The following is a 16,627-nucleotide window of genomic DNA, read 5'->3' on the forward strand; positions in this document are numbered from 1 at the left end:
GGTACCGCCATGCGCAAGCGTCTCGGCATGATCACGCCGTCCTCCAATTCGGTGCTCGAGCCCGTCACCGGTGCCATGCTGGCCGGTGTTGACGGCGTCACCGCGCATTTCTCGCGCTTCCGCGTCACCGAGATTGCGCTCGACGCCGCCGCGCTGAACCAGTTCGACGCCTCGGTGATGCTGCCGGCGGCGGATCTGCTGGCGGATGCCAAGGTCGACGCCATCGCCTGGAATGGGACGTCCGCAAGCTGGCTCGGCATCGGCCGCGACAGGAGCCTTTGCGGGGCGATCAGGGAACGCACAGGCGTGCCAGCGACGACGTCCACGCTCGCCTGCATCGAAGCCGCCCGCGCGCTCGGCGCCAAACGGGTCGGTGTCGTCTCGCCCTACACGGACGACGTACAGCGGCGCATCGGCGACGTTTGGGCCGAGGAGGGGATCGCTCCGCATGCGGACCGGCATCTCGGCCTGCGCGACAATTTCTCCTTCGGCGAGGTTGCATCTGCGACGATCGCCGGCATGATCCGCGCGGTAGCGGCGGAGGGCGCCGATGCCGTCGTCATCCTCTGCACCAATCTCGACGGGGCCGCGCTGGCCACCTCGCTGGAGCGGGAATTGGATATCGCCGTGCTCGATTCGGTGGCGGTCACGCTGTGGCGGACCCTCGGCCTCGCTGGCGGCGATATTGCGACTCTTGCGGAATGGGGCCGGATATTCCAGACAATGCCAGTCGTCAAGTGACGGAGACAGCAGTGACGCAGCTTGATCTTGCTATTCGCGGCGGCACCATCGTGACGGCCAGCGACGAGTTTCGTGCGGATATCGGCATCCGCGACGGCCGCATCGTCAGCATTGCCGACAGCATCGAGGGCGCGGCGCGCGAGATCGACGCGACGGGGCTGCTGGCGCTGCCGGGCGGGATCGACAGCCACGTCCACATCTCGCAAGCCTCAGGCCCCGACGTGGTGATGGCCGACGATTTTGCCTCGGCGACGCGCGCGGCGGCGGCCGGCGGCAACACTATGGTGCTGCCCTTCGCGCTCCAGGAGAAGGGCACCTCGCTGCGGACCTGCGTCGAGAACTACCGCAAGCTTGCCGAGGGCGAGTGCTACATCGACACGGCGTTCCACCTCATCATCTCCGATCCGACCGCGGTCGTGCTCGGGCAGGAGCTGCCGGCCCTCGTCAAGGACGGCTACACCTCGTTCAAGGTATTCATGACCTATGACGACCTCGTGCTCAGCGACGAGCAATTGCTTGAGGTCTTCGACGTCGCGCGTCGCGAGGAGGCGCTGGTCATGGTCCATTGCGAGGGCTACGACGCCATCCGCTTCCTCACCGCGAAGCTCGAACGTGAAGGCCACATCGCGCCCTATTATCACGGCGTGTCCCGGCCCCAGGCGGTCGAGCGCGAGGCGACGCATCGTGCCATCAGCCATGCCGAAGTGATCGGCGTTCCCATCATGATCGTTCACGTCTCCGGACGCGAGGCGATGGAGCAGGTGCGCTGGGCCCAGCAGCGCGGACTGCCGGTGCATGCGGAGACCTGCCCGCAATACATCACGCTCACGGCCGACGACATGAAGGGCCTGAACATGGACATCAGCGGCGCCAAATACGTCTGCTCGCCGCCGCCGCGCGATGCCGAAAGCCAGCAGGCGATCTGGGAAGGCATCACCACTGGCGTGTTCCAGACCTTCTCGTCGGACCATTGCCCGTTCCGCTACGACGATCCCAAGGGCAAGCTGACGCCAAATTCCCGCACCTCGTTTCGCTGGGTGCCGAACGGCATTCCCGGTGTCGAGACGCGGCTGCCGATCCTGTTCTCGGAAGGCGTCTCGAAGGGACGGATCACGCTGCAGAAATTCGTCGAGCTGACCGCGACCAACCATGCGCGCATCTACGGCCTCTATCCGCGCAAGGGCTCGATCGGCGTCGGCTTCGATGCGGATATCGTGCTGTGGGATCCTAAGCTGACCAAGCCGATCCGGCAGGCCGATCTGCACCACGGCTCCGACTACACGCCCTGGGAAGGGTTCGAGGTCACCGGCTGGCCCGTCACCACGATCGCGCGAGGCCGCGTGGTGTGCGAGCACGGCAAGATCGTCGGCGACAAGGGCGCGGGCGAAGTGCTGAGCCGCGGCAAGTCGAGCCTGATCTGATCGGGCTCGACAGATTGCGTCGTCCGAGCGATCAGGGCATGCGGGATTTTGCCAGGACGCAGTGGATGCCCTTATTGCCGTCGACCATTTGTGTGACCCGAAGGTCGGCCGCGATCGAGCAAAGCGTATAGGCGTCCTGCGCGCTGAGCTCGCTGTGCTCGCGGATCAGCACGATCATGTCGCGCAGCGCCGCTTTGGCCGCATCATCGAGATCTTCGTCAAACCCCATGGTGATCCAGTCGGACGCCGTCTCCGCACGCGGTGAGGCGAGGCGAAGATCGCGGCGGACATGGAATTCGAAGGTGCCGGTGAGCGCGGCCTCGATCGCGGTCAGGCAGACTTCGCCGTCGCCTTGAAGCGCGTGACCGTCGCCCGCGGAGAACAGCGCACCCGGCACGAACACCGGAAAATAGACCGTGCTGCCGGCGCCAAGCTCCTTGTTGTCCATGTTGCCGCCGAAGGCCCGTGGCTCCTTTGAGGACAGCCGGCCCCATGCCGGCGGCGGTGCGACGCCGAAATTGCCGAAGAACAAGGCGAGCGGCAGCTCCTGTCCCCACGGCAGCTTGGCGACGTTGCGTGCGCGGTCGAGCGGAATGTGGATGCGGCGGAATTCGGGAAAATCCTCCGGCAGCGTGCCGAGCGTCGGGACCTGGAGATTCCAGCCCCAGTTGCAGCGCAGTTCGATGTTCAGCACGCGCACCTCGAGGACGTCGCCGGGCTCGGCGCCCTCGATGTGGATCGGTCCGGTGAGCAGATGCGGGCCCGGACCGCGAAACGTGCTTGCCAGCACGTCGGCATGTCCGGGCACGATGTCAAAGCCGAGCGACGGCTCGGGCAGATCGTCCGGCTCGCCCGACAGCGTTTCGATGGTGACGCGGTCTCCGGATGCGATCCGGAGCACCGGTTTCAGCCGTCCGTCCCAAAGTCCCCACTGGACGTTTCCGGGCGTGGATCGAAGAACCAAGGCCATGATCCGTCTTCACCGTCCAGCGCCGCTCGCAACGATCGAGGACGGCGAGGTGACACGCTTGCTCAGCCCAAGATAGACCAGCCCCGAGACCCCGATTCCGAACAGCCAGCTCAGATCGGCGCCGCCGAGCAGGTTGATCGAGATCGGTCCCTGCAACGCGCCGACCAGGCCGTCTTCCACCAGCCAGCCGGCGACGAGACCTGCAAGGAAGGCGATCATGCCGGCCCAGTTGATGTCGCCATAGGCGCTGGTCTCGGGCGAGCGATAGAGCTCGGCGACGTCGATCTTGCCCTTCCGCTTGACAAAGAAGTCCGCGAGCACCACGCCGGCCCACGGGCTCATCCACAGCAGCAGGCTGATCATCCAGTTGTCGAACGCCTTGGCGAAAGACGGCGCGAAGATGAAATATAGAGTGACCAGATAGCCGGCGACGCCGACGATAACCGTGAGCCAGAAGCGCGAGAACTTCAGCCCCGCACTCAGTGCCGCCAGTGTCGCCGAGTAGACGTTGAGGATGTTGGTGGCGATCGGGCCATGCAGCACCATCAGCAGGACCAGGATGCTAACCGGACCGCCGAACACCGCGCTGACCATCTTGGCCGGATCGGTGTCCAGCGTCGTCGAGGCGATGGTGGCGCCGAGAATGCCGAGCCAGACCGTCGGCACGAACATGCCGATGTAGCTGTACCAGAACACGGATTTCGCAGGCACGTTTTTCGGCACGAAGCGCGAATAGTCGGACGCCCAGGTGACCCAGGAAATGCCCCAGCCGACGCCGATCGCCGTCGTGAGCAGGGTCAGCATCGCAAGATGCGCACCGGGCGGCAGCGACGTTGCGAGTCCCCAATTGACGACACCGGGCCGGGTCCACGCCAAAATGCTCATCAGCACCATGATGGCGATGGTCGGCGGCACCGTGTATTTCTCGAAGGTGCGGATCGCGTAGAATCCGTAGACCCCGATCAGGACCTGCGCAGCCATCACCACCGTGATGATGACGATCTCGATCAGCCAGGTGTCGGGAACGCCGAACTGGCCGAGGATGCCGATCGAGATCTTCACCGGGAAGTAGGTGTTCACGCCGATCCAGCCCAAGGTCATCACAAACATCAGGATGCTCGGCAGGTAGGCGCCGCGGACGCCGAACGCGGATCGGCTGAGCACCATCTGGTTGACGCCGGTCTTGTGCCCCATCACGGTGAAGGCGGCGAAGATCGCGCAGCCGACGATGTTGCCAAGCACGATGACCGCGATCGTTTCCATCAGTCCGAGCTTGAGGATGATGCCGAGGGCGCCGAGCGCCCAGTTGACCGGAGCGATATTGGCTCCCGCCCAGATCCACATCTGCTGCGGTCCGGTCGAGTCCCGGTCCGCATCAGGAATTGGCTCGATGCTGTGAACATCAGCGCGAAGTTCGGAATCCGTCATGACATCATCCCCCAATACGAAGCACGCTTCGTATTGGTCGCAGCATAAATCGTGCCATTGCGCGCCGAGTTGGCGGAGCAGGGGGTTGTGCGGCCGCTTGATGGTGCCCACGCTGCACCGGATTGCGCCTGAATTTTCAAGCACCGGCCAACCTCACGTGCCGCTTCGCTGGACCATGGCGCGGGACATTTGCGTCCCGGCCGCGGCGCCCGCATGGAGCCCGCGGTGTTGCGTCGGCGGGCAGCGGCACGATGATAAATTGTGCAGCCCGACCCAAAAGTGCAGCAGCCGCGTGAGATCGGCGGCTAATCAAATAGGGCAGTAGCATTGTCGCGGCTGGGGTTGCCGGCGACGATGCGCTGCATCATTTCGACGAACAGGTTCTGTTCCCGCGCGCTCAAATCACCGAGGGTCGCGCGGTGCGCCCTTCGTGCCGGGCCCTCGATCTTGACCAGCAAGGCCGCGCCTGCCGGCGTCAGCCGGCACGATCGCGCCCGGCGATCGTCCTTGTTGACGGCGCGTTCGACCAGGCCGCGCGCGGCGAGCCGCTTCAGTGCGCCGGTCGTTGTCGTCCGATCGAGGGCGATATCGGCTGCTAAAGTGGTCTGATCGGCGGTTTCGCGCACCGCCAACGCGGAGAGCAGGCTGTATTGCAGCGGCGTGACCTCGAACGCGCTGCATGCTTCCTGAAACAGCGCGACGTGAATCTGGTGCAGCCGCCGGATCAGATATCCGGGGCGTTGCGACAATGGCCAGGGGCGATGTTTGCCCCCGCTGCGACGTTTCTTTGCTTGCCGCACTGCACGCTCTCCCAGCCCTGAAACTCTGTCGCGCTTAGCTCGATTCGAGTGCGCTCGCCACCACCCGATGATGGCACGAAGTTTGCTCCTGTCAAAATACGAAGCATGCTTCGTATTTGGGCGGAGCCACCGCCTGCGGAAGTAGAGGAGAGCGCCATGTCCGTCAGCGCCATGTCCGTCACTGCCAGCTTCGACCTGCTGCTGCGAGGCGGCCGCGTGATCTGCCCGGCGTCCGGCGTGGACGGCATCAGGGACGTCGCCATCCGTAACGGCAAGATCGCGGCGGTTGCATCGGACATTCTGCCGACCAGCGCCAGGGAGGTGGTCGACGTCGGCGGCAAGCTCGTGCTGCCCGGGTTGATCGACACCCACGCGCATGTCTATCAATATGTCTCCGGCCGCTTTGGCATGAATGCCGACATGGTCGGTGTGCAGTCGGGCGTGACGACGCTGGTCGACCAGGGCGGACCATCCTGCATGACGCTGCCCGGCTTTCGTCATTTCATCGCGGAGCAGGCGACCTCGCGCGTCTATGCCTTTCTGTCCGCCTATCTCGTCGGCGGACTTGAGGGGCACTACTATCCGAAGCTCTATAGTCCTGACGGCGTCGACATCGATGCGACCGTCAAATCGGCGATGGCCAATCTCGATATCGTGCGCGGCATCAAGGCGCATGCCGAGATCGGCGGCTTTGCGCGCTGGGGCATTCGCGTCATCGAGATGGCGGCGGAGATCGGCCGCCGCGCCGATCTGCCGGTCTATGTGCATTTCGGCCAGCTCTGGGGATTGCCCGAGAGCGGCGCCAATGGAGAGGATGCGGACACCATCCTGACCCGCGTGATTCCGCTGCTGCGCGAGGGCGACATCCTCGCGCATCCGTTCACGCGTCATCCCGGCGGCTTCGTCAACCGCGAGGGCGAGGTGCATCCGGTGATCCAGGCGGCACTCGATCGCGGCCTGAAGGTCGACGTCGGTCACGGCAGCCATTTTTCGTATCGTCTCGCCAAGAAGGCGATCGCCGCCGGCATCGTTCCGACCACGCTGGGCGCCGACATTCACGGCTACAACACCCACGTGCCTGCGCCGGCCGGGACTCCCGACGAGCACGAGGATGAGGAAAACCACCCCTTCGCCGGTCAGGCCAAGTTCAGCCTGGTCCAGGCGATGAGCTCGATGATGGCGCTCGGCCTGTCGCTCGAGCAGGTGGTGCCGATGGTCACCTCCAATCCGGCCAAAATGCTCGGCCGCAGCGAGGAGATCGGCGCGCTTAGGGTCGGCCGGGACGCGGACGTCTCCGTCCTCACGGAACGAAACGGCCGCTTCGTCCTGCGCGACAACGAGAAGAACGAAGTCATCGCCGAGCGGCTGCTTCAGCCGGCGTTCTGCCTGCGCGCCGGCACGCGGTTTGACGCCGTTGCGCCGATCCTGCCGCAAGCTGTCGCGGCGTAAGCCCTTTGAAGGAGAGCGCCGGCGTGCGCAGCGAGCGAAAGTTTCCTTCTGGCGGGTCGGGGCAGGGCGTGGGCGCACGGCTGCCGCGGAAGGAGGACGACCGGCTGATGCGCGGCCGCGGCCAGTTCGTTGCCGACATTCGCGTCGCAGGCTTGCAGGACGTTGCCTTCGTGCGCAGTCCACTGGCGCATGCGCGAATCCGCGGCATCCATGTGCCAGAGCGCTATCGCGGCAGTGTCTTCACGGCGGCGGATCTTTCCGGTGTCAGCCCGATCCGCGCCGTATCGGCCCTTCCGGGCTTCAAGATCTCGGAGCAGCCGGTGCTGGCCTCCGGCAAGGTGCGCCAGGTCGGCGAGCTCGTTGCGATGTGCGTCGCACCGACGCGCGCCGAGGCCGAGGACATCGCGGCATCAGTGACGCTCGATCTCGAGGAATTGCCTGCGGTCTACGACATGCTGAAGGCGCGCGAGCCGGGCTCGGCCCTGGTGCATGAGCATTGGGGCGACAACGTCTTCCTCGAAACCAATTACGAGGTCGATATTGCCGCCGCGCTCGACGCGCCGATCAAGGTGACGCGCGAGATCTCGACCGCGCGGCAATGCATGTCGCCGCTCGAAGGCCGTGGCGTGGTTGCGAGCTTCGACCGGCGGCTCGATCAACTCACGCTGCATTCCGCGGCCCAGATGCCGCACATCACGCGCAGCGGTCTTGCCGAATGCCTCGGCATGGAGGAGGGCCGGATCCGCGTCATCTCGCCCGATGTCGGCGGCGGATTTGGGCACAAGGGAATTCTGCTGCCCGAAGAGGTCTGCCTGTCCTGGCTGACGATGAACTGCGGCCATCCGGTGCGCTGGATCGAGGATCGCCGCGAGCATCTCGTCGCCAGCTCCAATTGCCGCGAACACCATTACAGGATCACGGCCTATGCCGATCGCGATGGCACATTGCGCGGCATCGACTGCGAGGCAACAGTGGATTCCGGCGCCTACTCGTCCTATCCGTTCTCGGCCTGCCTCGAAGCCGCGCAGGTCGCGAGCATTCTGCCCGGCCCCTATCGGATGCCGGCCTATCGCTGCCGCACCTTTTCGGTCGCCACCAACAAATGTCCGATCCTGCCATATCGCGGCGTGGCGCGCACCGGCGTGTGCTTTGCGCTGGAACTGATGCTCGACCTCGTCGCGGCGGAGGCGGGTCTCGAACCAGGCGAGGTGCGGCTGCGCAACCTGGTGCGGCCGGAGCAGATGCCGTTCGACAACATCACCAGGAAGCATTTCGACAGCGGCGACTATCCGGAAGCAATGCGGCGCGCGCTCGCCGCGATCGACATCGATGCAATTCGCGCGCGCCAGGGGCAGGGCCAAACTGACGGCCGGCGTATCGGTGTCGGCGTCTCCATCTATTGCGAGCAGGCCGCGCATGGCACGTCGGTCTATGCCGGCTGGGGCATCCCGATGGTCCCGGGTCATGAGCAGGCAACGGCGCGGCTGACGCCGGACGGCGGCCTCGAGCTGCGCGTGGGCGTGCATTCGCACGGGCAGGGCATGGAGACGACGCTCGCGCAGGTCGCGCATGAGATGCTGGGAATGGACGTCGCAAAGGTGCGCATCATCCTCGGCGATACCGCGATGACGCCGTATTCGACCGGCACCTGGGGCTCGCGCTCGATGGTCATGGCGGGCGGTGCGGTGGCGGCCGCCTGCCGCGAGCTCGGCGAACGTGCGAGGCGCATCGGCGCCAAACTGTTACAGCACGATCCGGCCTCGGTGGTGTTGCAGAACGGCGAGGTGCGCGGCGTCAATGGCAGCGTCAGCCTCCAGGCGATCGCCCACACCTGGTATCGCCGCCCGCAGGATCTGCCGGCCGACGTCGATCCCGGCGGATTGGAAGTGACCCAGGGCTACAAGCCTGCGCGCGACAGCGGCACGTTCAGCTATGCCGCGCATGCCGCCGTCGTTGCGGTCGATCCTGATGTCGGCGAGGTCGAGATCCTCGACTACGTGATCGTCGAGGACGGCGGCGTGCTGGTCAACCCGATGGTCGTCGACGGCCAGATCTATGGCGGTCTCGCCCAAGGGGTCGGCACGGCGCTCTACGAAGAGATGCCGTTTGACACGTCCGGCCAGCCGCTGGCGACGACGCTTGCCGACTATCTGCTTCCCGGCGCGACCGAAGTTCCGGCGGCGCGTCTCGACCACATGGAGACGCCGTCGCCCTACACGCAGTTCGGCGTGAAAGGCATCGGCGAGGGCGGTGCGATTGCGCCGCCTGCCGCGATCGCCAACGCCGTCAACGATGCGCTGCGGCCGCTCGGCGTCGAGATGATGCAGTCGCCGATCACGCCACGCCGCGTGGTCGAGGCCGTGCTGGCCGCGCGCGCCGCCGAAAGGAATGCGGCATGAAGCCCGCACCGTTCAGCTATGAGCGCCCACGCGACCTCAACGCGGCGCTGGCGATGCTTGCGGCGAACGGATCTGCGAAGATCATCGCAGGCGGCCAATCACTGGGGCCGATGCTGAACTTGCGGCTGGTGCAGCCGGAACTCGTCGTCGACATCTCCGGCTTGGCCGCTCTCAAACGGGCAGAATCGTCCCGCGACGAACTCGTGCTCGGCGCCCTGGTCACGCATGCCGATATCGAGGACGGACGCACGCCGGATGTGACCCGCGGCGCCATGCGCGGCGTTGCCGCCAACATCGCCTATCGCGCGGTGCGCAACCGCGGCACGATCGGCGGCTCGCTCAGCCATGCCGATCCCGCCGCGGACTGGGTCTCCGCGCTGGCGGCTCTGGGGGCGCGGTTGACGCTGCGCAGTCTTGCCGGCGCGCGCACGCTGGCCGTCGAGGCGTTCGTCGTCGGCGCCCTCGAATCGGCGCTGCACGCCGGCGAGATCGTCGAGGCCATTCATGTGCCGGCGCGTGCCGTCTCGGCGCATTGGGGCTATGCCAAGAGCTGCCGCAAGACCGGCGAGTTTGCCCATGCCATCGGCGCGGTCCTGGTCGATCCCGCCGCCGCCACCGCCCGCGTCGTGATCGGTGCGATCGACACGGCGCCGATCGTCGTGACCGATGCGGCGGAGCTGTTCGGCGGGCGGGTCGGCGCCGATTACAAGCAGCGTTTTGATGCCCGCATCGCGGATCTCCTGATTGCGAAGGCCGGGATCAACGACGCTGTACGGCGACACATCCATGTGAGCGTGTTGAAGCGTGCCGTTCACGAGGCCGCGGCATGAACACGATCACCCTCAGCGTCAACCATCGTGCGGTGGAGGTGCTGGCTGAGCCGCGCACCAGTCTTGCCGATTTCGTACGCGACAAGCTCGACCTGACCGGCACGCATCTCGGCTGCGAGCACGGCGTTTGCGGTGCCTGCACCGTACTGCTCGACGGGGTGCCGGCGCGCTCCTGCATCACTTATGCCGCGGCCTGCCAGGGCGCCGACATCACTACCATCGAAGGCCTCGACGAGGACGAGGTCACGGCCGAGCTGCGCGCTGCCTTCACCCGGGAGCATGCCTTGCAATGCGGCTACTGCACCCCGGGGATGCTGGTCTCCGCGCGCGACTTGGTGCTGCGTCTGCCGGATGCTGACGAGCGCCGGATCCGCGTCGGCCTGAGCGGCAATCTCTGCCGCTGCACCGGCTATGTCGGTATCGTGCGGGCGGTGCAGTCGGTGATCGAGACGCGGCGCGCGCGCAACATCGCGCCGCAAGCCGGTGGCGGCCGGACCATCCTTGGTCCCGCCGGTTCGGGGCGGGCCACGTCGGGCGGAAACGAACAGCCGCTGCGGCCTGCGCGGCAGGAGCTTGCGCCGGCATCGGAAAGTTCCGCACCGGACGTCATCCCGGACTTCACGCCTGCGACCGTTCTCGATCAGCGCTTCACGCTGCCGCACGCGCCGGCAAAAGTGTTTGCGATGTTCGATGACATCAAGAGCATCGCAGCCTGCCTTCCCGGCGTGTCGCTGACGGCGCCCCCGAAGCCGGAGCGCGTCGAAGGTGCGATCCGCGTCAGGCTCGGGCCGATTGCGGCAGCATTCGAGGGGGCCGCGCGCGTCGAGCGCGATCCGGCGACGCTCTCCGGCCGCATCGTCGGCATCGGCACGGATCGCCGCAGCCGCTCGGCGACGCAAGGTGAAATTTGCTACCGCCTGGTCCCCATCGATGGCGGCGCTGCGACCGCCGTCGAGCTGTCGATCGGGTACACGCTCACCGGAATGCTGGCCCAGGTCGGCCGGCCGGGCCTGGTGCGCGATCTCGCCGGACGCCTGGTGGCGGACTTCGCCGGCAATCTCGACCGCCACATGTCGGGTGCGCCGCTGCGCGAGGTCGCTCCGGCGGAGCTCGGCGGCTTGCCGATCATCTTCGATGTTTTGCGCGCCCGCCTCGCGCGCGTCTTTGGCCGCTTCTTCGCCAAAAGGGGCGGAGCGGGATGACGGATCGGCGCGTTCGCGCAGCGCGGAAGCGACGAAGCTTGGACTGCCTAGAGATCAACAGCGTGGGATTTGGAGAGACAGAATGACACGAGCACTCGGACTTGTTCCGGCAGTCGCGCTGGCGGCAGCCCTGTTCGCCGGCGCGGCGGCGGCGCAGACCATCAAGATCGGCGTCAACGAACCGCTCACCGGCGCGTTCGCGGCGTCCGGCACTTATGTCGTCAATGGTGCCAAGATCGCTGCCGACGAGATCAACGCCAAGGGCGGTGTTCTCGGCAAGAAGATCGAGCTCGTGATCGAGGACAACAAGAGCAACCCGACCGAAGCGGCCGCCGTTGCCGAGAAGCTCATCACCAGCGACAAGGTGCCGGTCCTGATGGGCGCCTGGGGCTCGAGCCTGACACTGGCCGTGATGCCGAAGCTGATCGAATATGAGACGCCGATGGTCGTCGAGACCTCGTCCTCGGGCAAGATCACGACGACCGGCAATCCCTTCATCTTCCGCATCTCGCCGCCTTCGGCGGTCGAGGCTGCGGCGTTCAAGGGCATTGTCGACAAGCTCGCATTGAAGAAGGTCGACTTCCTCGTCATCAACAACGACTGGGGCCGCGGCACGGCCGAGGATTTCAGCAAGATGATGAAGGACAAGGGGATCGGGATCGGCCTGGTCGAGACCATGGACCAGGGCGCGCAGGACATGAGCGCGCAGCTCTCCAAGATCAAGAGCTCGGATTCGGAGACCGTCATCGTCACCACCGCCGTTGATCAGTTGACGCTGATCTTCAAGCAGGCGGCCGCGCTGGGGCTCAAGAAGCGCATCATCACCACCGGCGGCTCGCAGAACCCGGACCAGATCATCGCGCAGGCGGGAGCCGCCGCCAATGGCACCATGCATCTGACGACATTCCTGCCATGGTTCCCGGACAAGACGCCCAACCCGGAAGCGACCAACTATTTCATCTCGGAGTGGAAGAAGCGCGGCTTCGAGTTCGCCGGCTGCACCGAGAGCTTCCGCGGCTATGACGGCATCCGCACCGCGGCGGCCGCGATCGAGAAGGCGGGCAAGGCCGAGCCCGCGGCGATCAAGGCGGCGTTCTGGGACATCAAGCTGAAGGGGCTCAACGGCGATATCATGTTCCGCAAGTCCGGTCCCGAAGGCAAGGAGAGCGGGCAGAGCCAGCCGAACGTCTATCTGATCGAGATCAACGAGGGCAAGGTCGAGATGAAGACGCTCTAGGGTCGGCCAGTCACAGGCGAGGGCGGCACATCGCCACTCTCGCCTTACTACGCAGGGCTATCGCATATGAAGAAAAGCGCGGCGGGCAGCTTGCCTGCGGCCCATCCTTCGAGACGCCCGCCTACGGCGGGCCCTCAGGATGAGGTCGCGTTTTGCGGCGAGATATTAGACCCTCATGGTGAGGAGCCCGCCAAAGCGGGCGTCTCGAACCATGCAGGCTGAGCTCATCCGGCGGCCTCCCGCTGTCATATGCGATAGCCCTACTTTACTACGAGTCATTCGGGAACGGCTTTGAGCGAATTCCTACAGCATCTGGTCAACATGCTCGTGCTCGGCGGCACTTATGCGCTGCTGGGCATCGGGCTCACGCTGATCTTCGGCATCATGAACGTCGTGAACTTCACGCACGGCGTTTTGTACACGTTCGGCGCCTACATCATGTTCATCGTGGTGCATCAGCTCGGGCTGAACTTCTTCCTGGCGTTGCCCGTGGCCGTGCTGGCCGGATGGCTGTTAGGTGCGGCCATCGAGCTGACGCTGCTGAGGCCGCTGCGCGGCTCCGACATCGACACCACGATGCTGGTCATGATCGGCGCCTGGATCGCAATGCAATCAGGCGCGTTGTGGATATGGGGCGGCGTCGCGAAATCGGTTGCAACACCGTTTCCGGAGGCCCCGCTGGTGCTCGGACCGGTTTCGGTGTCCTGGCTGCGCCTGTTCGTGCTGGCGGCAGCGGCATTCCTGATCCTGGTGACGTACCTGTTGATCAACCGGACCAGACTTGGCCGTGCGATGAGGGCAACGTTTCAGGACGACGACACGGCCTCGCTAATGGGGGTCAATGTCGATCTGATTTACACCTCGACCTTCGCGATCGGCTCCAGTCTTGCGGCTGCCGCGGGCGCGCTGCTCGGGCCGGTCTATGTGATCTTTCCGCAGATGGGCGATCTCGCCGCCGTCAAGGCGTTCGCCATCGTCATCCTCGGCGGCCTCGGCAACATCACGGGAGCGGTGATCGGCGGCTTTATCCTGGCTTTGGCGGAGGAGCTCGGCGCCGGCTATGTCTCGTCCGGTTACCGCGACGCCATGGGCTTCGTGATCATCATCGCGGTCCTGATCTTCAAGCCGACCGGACTGTTCGCGCGCTCGGAGCGCGTCGGATGAGGGCAGGTCTCACCATTCTTGCCGTCGCAGCGTTGGCTTCTGTGCCGCTCTGGCTGCGCGATCCCTATCTCCTGAACGCGCTGATCACGACCGGGATCTTCGTCATCGGCGCGATGAGTCTCAACCTGCTGCTCGGCTTCACCGGGCAGCTGAGCCTCGGTCACATCGCCTTCTTCGGCATCGGCGCCTATGTCAGCGCGCTGACATCGCTCGGCTTCGACATCGGACTGCCCGGCGGCTTTCGGCTGGTTCATGAGCCGTGGCCGCCGATCCTGGGATTCGTGCTCGCGATCCTGATCGCGGGAACGTGCGGCTATTTCGTCGGGCTGCTCTCGTTCCGGGTCCGCGGCGCTTATTTCGTCATCGTGACGATCTCCTTTGCCGAGGTCGTCCGGCTGGTCGCGTTAAATTGGGTCGATCTGACGCAAGGGCCTCTGGCGCTGACCAACATCCCCTCGATTGCGCTGCCTTTGGCTGGCCTTGGCGAGCTGACACTGCGCACCAAGCTGCAGAACTATTACCTCGTGCTGGCGGTGGGGCTGATCGCCTATCTCCTGATCGCGCGCCTCGTTCATTCGCATTTCGGCCGAGCGATGCGCGGACTGATGGAGAATGAAACACTGGCAGTCTCCGTCGGCATCGACGTGACCAGGACGCTGACGCTGGCGGCGGTGATATCGGCCGCGATCGCAGGCGCGGCCGGCAGCCTCTATGCCCACTATATCCGGATCATCGATCCCGAGGTGTTTGCCTTCATCAACACCGTCACCATGGTGATCATGGTCATCAGCGGCGGCAAGGGCTCGCTGGCCGGTCCCGTCGTCGGAGGCCTGATCTTCGGGCTGCTGCCGGTCGCGCTGCGTCCGATCATGGCTCCTGAAGCGCAGTGGATCGCCTATGGCGGCGTGCTGATCGCCATTCTGTTCGTGCTGCCGCGCGGCATCGTTCCATCGCTGGCCCAACGCTTTGCCGCTAGACGAAGCGGGAAGACCGCGCTGCCGCCGGTCGCGCTGGCCGACACCGGCGTCAAGGAGCGGGTGTGATGACGATGCGTGCCGTTGCCATGACGGTCGACCAGGTCGCGGTGCGCTTCGGCGGGCTCGTCGCGATCTCGGACATGAGTTTCACTGTGGGCGGGGGCGAGATCCTCAGTCTGATCGGGCCGAATGGCGCCGGCAAGACCACGGCCTTCAACGTCATGACCGGTTTCCTGGAGCCCAGCGCCGGGCGCGTCACCTATCAGGGCACCGCGCTCAACGGATTGAAGCCGCATCAGATCGCCGATCTCGGCCTGATCCGCACCTTCCAGCGTACCAGCGTGTTTCCCAACGACACTGTGTATGACAATCTCATGATCGGGTTGCACCGCCAGGGCAGGGTCCGGCTGCTCGATGCCATCCTCGGGCTGCCGCGCGCACGCGCCTCGGAGCGCAAGCTGCGACAGCGCGCAAGCGAGCTGATCGAATGGGTCGGCCTTGAACGCCGCGCCCACGATGCGGCCGGCTCGCTCTCCTATGGCGAGCAGCGTCTGGTCGGCGTCGCGCTCGCGCTCGCTGCGGAGCCCTCGATGCTGCTGCTCGACGAGCCGGTGTCGGGCATGAATGCCTCGGAGACGCACCGGTTTGTCGAGCTCATCCGCGGCATCCGCGACCGCGGCATCACGATCCTGCTGGTCGAGCACGACATGCCGATGGTGATGACGGTCTCGGACCGCATCGTGGTGCTGAACTATGGCCGCATCATCGCCGAGGGGACGCCCGAGGTGATCCGCAACGATCCGGCCGTGATCGAGGCCTATCTCGGACATGGCGCGGCACGTGCTTGAAATCCGGGACATGGTGTGCGGCTATGGCGGCGTCACCGCCCTGCGCGGCATCTCGCTGGACGTGAAGGCCGGTCAGCTGGTGGCCCTGATCGGCGCCAACGGTGCCGGCAAGAGCACGACGCTGCGGGCCATTTCGGGACTGGTGCCGCCGTGCTCCGGTCAGATGCGTTTCGAGGGCCTCGACATCACCGGAGCCCGGCCACCACGCGTGCTGGCAAGCGGGATCGCGCATTGCCCGGAAGGGCGGCGGGTGTTCCCGCACATGAGTGTCGAGGAAAATCTCGACATGGGCGCTTACTTGCGGAGCGGCTCCGGCGAGATCGCGGCCGATCGCGATCGCATTTACGCGGAATTCCCGCGGCTTGCCGAGCGGCGCCGGCAGGCCGCCGGCACGCTGTCCGGCGGCGAGCAGCAGATGCTTGCGATCGGACGTGCTCTGATGTCGCGGCCGCGGCTGATCATGTTCGACGAGCCATCGCTCGGGCTTGCCCCCAACATCGTCGAGCGGACCTTTGCGATCATCCGCCGCATCCGCGATGCTGGCACCACGGTGCTCCTGGTCGAGCAGAACGCGTTCGCGGCGCTGGATATGTGCGATCACGCCTACCTGCTCGAGAACGGCCGCATCGTGCTGTCCGGGGCCGGCGCCGAGCTGATCGAGAACGAGCATGTGCGCAAGGCCTATCTTGGTGGATGATGTGACGGTCCGCCCAGACGAATCCGGGTGGATCGCGGTCTGTGATCTGGATCGGCTGAAGGCAGAGACGATCGTTTGCGTCCGCGTGGCCGGGCTCGACATGCTCGTGATCTGGAACGATGGCGAGGTCGCCGCCTGCGAGCGCGCGTGCCCGCACGAACAGGCGGACCTCGGTCTTGGACAGGTGGCGGCGGGACATCTGTTTTGTCCCCGTCACGCAGCATCGTTCGATCTGCGCGACGGCTGCATCTCTTCGGGTTGGCCAAGTCCGCCGTTGCGGCTCTTTTCCGTCCGGGTCACGGGACAGCAAGTCTGGATTGATGCGGGGGCGGGACAGTCGGGGCGATGATGGCATTGTGCCCCTGTTTTGCCCGACGAGTCAAAGATGGGGCGTGACGTCGATTTGCCTTTAGACGCGGTGCGGATTTGCCTTTGGAAACAACGACACCCCTACTGTGCATGGG

The 16,627-nt window shown here is 65.6% G+C and carries 15 protein-coding genes; 12 read left to right on the forward strand and 3 right to left on the reverse strand.

The window, feature by feature from the left end:
• The first annotated feature begins 9 nt into the window (after nt 1-9).
• Complete coding sequence (locus GWG65_RS20995) at nt 10-741, forward strand: aspartate/glutamate racemase family protein (RefSeq protein WP_275197461.1); 732 nt, start codon at nt 10-12, stop codon at nt 739-741.
• Nucleotides 702-2,162 carry a dihydropyrimidinase gene (hydA, locus tag GWG65_RS21000; protein ID WP_275197462.1) on the forward strand — a complete coding sequence of 487 codons (1,461 nt, stop codon included), beginning with the start codon at nt 702-704 and terminating at the stop codon, nt 2,160-2,162. Before GWG65_RS20995 ends, hydA begins: the two co-directional genes overlap by 40 nt.
• 31 nt (nt 2,163-2,193) lie before the next feature.
• On the opposite strand, the gene GWG65_RS21005 is transcribed toward hydA, so the two are convergent.
• The 3 genes from GWG65_RS21005 to GWG65_RS21015 form a co-directional block, all read right to left on the reverse strand.
• Entirely contained in the window at nt 2,194-3,132 is a 939-nt protein-coding gene (locus GWG65_RS21005; protein WP_275197464.1) for an acetamidase/formamidase family protein, read from the reverse strand.
• 9 nt (nt 3,133-3,141) lie between these two features.
• Nucleotides 3,142-4,560 (reverse strand): cytosine permease, encoded by a 1,419-nt coding sequence (locus GWG65_RS21010; RefSeq protein ID WP_275197465.1) that lies wholly within the window; start codon nt 4,558-4,560, stop codon nt 3,142-3,144.
• 305 nt (nt 4,561-4,865) lie between these two features.
• Nucleotides 4,866-5,360 (reverse strand): MarR family transcriptional regulator, encoded by a 495-nt coding sequence (locus tag GWG65_RS21015; RefSeq protein ID WP_275197466.1) that lies wholly within the window; start codon nt 5,358-5,360, stop codon nt 4,866-4,868.
• Between the two features lie 171 nt (nt 5,361-5,531).
• On the opposite strand from GWG65_RS21015, the gene GWG65_RS21020 reads away from it, so the two are divergent.
• The 10 genes from GWG65_RS21020 (at nt 5,532) to GWG65_RS21065 (ending at nt 16,512) form a co-directional block, all read left to right on the forward strand.
• Entirely contained in the window at nt 5,532-6,809 is a 1,278-nt protein-coding gene (locus tag GWG65_RS21020) for an amidohydrolase/deacetylase family metallohydrolase (protein ID WP_275197593.1), read from the forward strand.
• Nucleotides 6,810-6,814: 5 nt separating this feature from the next.
• Nucleotides 6,815-9,208: a xanthine dehydrogenase family protein molybdopterin-binding subunit gene (locus GWG65_RS21025; RefSeq protein WP_275197467.1), complete on the forward strand. Its 2,394-nt coding sequence runs from the start codon at nt 6,815-6,817 to the stop codon at nt 9,206-9,208.
• Nucleotides 9,205-10,038, forward strand: a complete 834-nt coding sequence (locus GWG65_RS21030; RefSeq protein ID WP_275197468.1) for an FAD binding domain-containing protein — start codon at nt 9,205-9,207, stop codon at nt 10,036-10,038. Before GWG65_RS21025 ends, GWG65_RS21030 begins: the two co-directional genes overlap by 4 nt.
• Nucleotides 10,035-11,240, forward strand: a complete 1,206-nt coding sequence (locus GWG65_RS21035) for a 2Fe-2S iron-sulfur cluster-binding protein (RefSeq protein WP_275197469.1) — start codon at nt 10,035-10,037, stop codon at nt 11,238-11,240. The genes GWG65_RS21030 and GWG65_RS21035 overlap by 4 nt, the downstream gene beginning before the upstream one ends.
• An 82-nt stretch (nt 11,241-11,322) precedes the next feature.
• Nucleotides 11,323-12,477 (forward strand): ABC transporter substrate-binding protein, encoded by a 1,155-nt coding sequence (locus GWG65_RS21040; protein ID WP_275197471.1) that lies wholly within the window; start codon nt 11,323-11,325, stop codon nt 12,475-12,477.
• 291 nt (nt 12,478-12,768) lie between these two features.
• Nucleotides 12,769-13,641, forward strand: coding sequence for a branched-chain amino acid ABC transporter permease (locus tag GWG65_RS21045; protein ID WP_275197472.1), 873 nt, complete (start codon nt 12,769-12,771; stop codon nt 13,639-13,641).
• Nucleotides 13,638-14,684, forward strand: coding sequence for a branched-chain amino acid ABC transporter permease (locus GWG65_RS21050; RefSeq protein WP_275197473.1), 1,047 nt, complete (start codon nt 13,638-13,640; stop codon nt 14,682-14,684). Before GWG65_RS21045 ends, GWG65_RS21050 begins: the two co-directional genes overlap by 4 nt.
• Before the next feature lie 5 nt (nt 14,685-14,689).
• Nucleotides 14,690-15,466 carry an ABC transporter ATP-binding protein gene (locus GWG65_RS21055; RefSeq protein ID WP_275197594.1) on the forward strand — a complete coding sequence of 259 codons (777 nt, stop codon included), beginning with the start codon at nt 14,690-14,692 and terminating at the stop codon, nt 15,464-15,466.
• Nucleotides 15,459-16,163 carry an ABC transporter ATP-binding protein gene (locus tag GWG65_RS21060; protein ID WP_275197474.1) on the forward strand — a complete coding sequence of 235 codons (705 nt, stop codon included), beginning with the start codon at nt 15,459-15,461 and terminating at the stop codon, nt 16,161-16,163. Before GWG65_RS21055 ends, GWG65_RS21060 begins: the two co-directional genes overlap by 8 nt.
• Nucleotides 16,156-16,512: a Rieske 2Fe-2S domain-containing protein gene (locus GWG65_RS21065; RefSeq protein WP_275197475.1), complete on the forward strand. Its 357-nt coding sequence runs from the start codon at nt 16,156-16,158 to the stop codon at nt 16,510-16,512. The genes GWG65_RS21060 and GWG65_RS21065 overlap by 8 nt, the downstream gene beginning before the upstream one ends.
• Nucleotides 16,513-16,627 lie beyond the last annotated feature (115 nt).

This window comes from Bradyrhizobium sp. CSA207, from assembly GCF_029051685.1.
Classification (GTDB): Bacteria; Pseudomonadota; Alphaproteobacteria; order Rhizobiales; family Xanthobacteraceae; genus Bradyrhizobium.

Coding starts and splice junctions, on each gene's coding strand:
- GWG65_RS20995 (WP_275197461.1), top strand. CDS start 10: ATGCGCAAGCGTCTCGGCATGATCACGCCGTCCTCCAATTCGGTGCTC.
- GWG65_RS21050 (WP_275197473.1), top strand. CDS start 13,638: ATGAGGGCAGGTCTCACCATTCTTGCCGTCGCAGCGTTGGCTTCTGTG.
- GWG65_RS21005 (WP_275197464.1), bottom strand. CDS start 3,132: ATGGCCTTGGTTCTTCGATCCACGCCCGGAAACGTCCAGTGGGGACTT.
- hydA (WP_275197462.1), top strand. CDS start 702: ATGGGGCCGGATATTCCAGACAATGCCAGTCGTCAAGTGACGGAGACA.
- GWG65_RS21020 (WP_275197593.1), top strand. CDS start 5,532: ATGTCCGTCACTGCCAGCTTCGACCTGCTGCTGCGAGGCGGCCGCGTG.
- GWG65_RS21055 (WP_275197594.1), top strand. CDS start 14,690: ATGCGTGCCGTTGCCATGACGGTCGACCAGGTCGCGGTGCGCTTCGGC.
- GWG65_RS21030 (WP_275197468.1), top strand. CDS start 9,205: ATGAAGCCCGCACCGTTCAGCTATGAGCGCCCACGCGACCTCAACGCG.
- GWG65_RS21010 (WP_275197465.1), bottom strand. CDS start 4,560: ATGACGGATTCCGAACTTCGCGCTGATGTTCACAGCATCGAGCCAATT.
- GWG65_RS21040 (WP_275197471.1), top strand. CDS start 11,323: ATGACACGAGCACTCGGACTTGTTCCGGCAGTCGCGCTGGCGGCAGCC.
- GWG65_RS21035 (WP_275197469.1), top strand. CDS start 10,035: ATGAACACGATCACCCTCAGCGTCAACCATCGTGCGGTGGAGGTGCTG.